Genomic DNA, 354 nt, shown 5'->3' on the forward strand with positions numbered 1-354 from the left:
GGCTGGCCGAAGCAGGCGTCATGATGACTCAAGGCACCTTGGTCGATGCCACCATCATTGAGGCACCCAGCTCGACCAAGAACAAAGAGCAGCAACGCGATCCGGAGATGCATCAGACCAAGAAAGGCAATCAGTGGCACTTTGGCATGAAGGCCCACATTGGTGTCGATGCCAAGAGTGGCCTGACCCACAGCCTAGTCACCACCGCGGCCAACGAGCATGACCTCAATCAGCTGGGTAATCTGCTGCATGGAGAGGAGCAATTTGTCTCAGCCGATGCCGGCTACCAAGGGGCGCCACAGCGCGAGGAGCTGGCCGAGGTGGATGTGGACTGGCTGATCGCCGAGCGCCCCG

General features: G+C 59.9%; 1 protein-coding gene. It reads left to right on the forward strand.

The features are described 5' to 3' along the window. The coding region (locus tag B4920_RS25960; RefSeq protein WP_139379653.1) for an IS5 family transposase at positions 1 to 354 on the forward strand (354 nt) is incomplete at both ends.

Origin of the sequence: Zoogloea sp. LCSB751 (assembly GCF_002028455.1) — a bacterium.
Taxonomy (GTDB): domain Bacteria; phylum Pseudomonadota; class Gammaproteobacteria; order Burkholderiales; family Rhodocyclaceae; genus Zoogloea.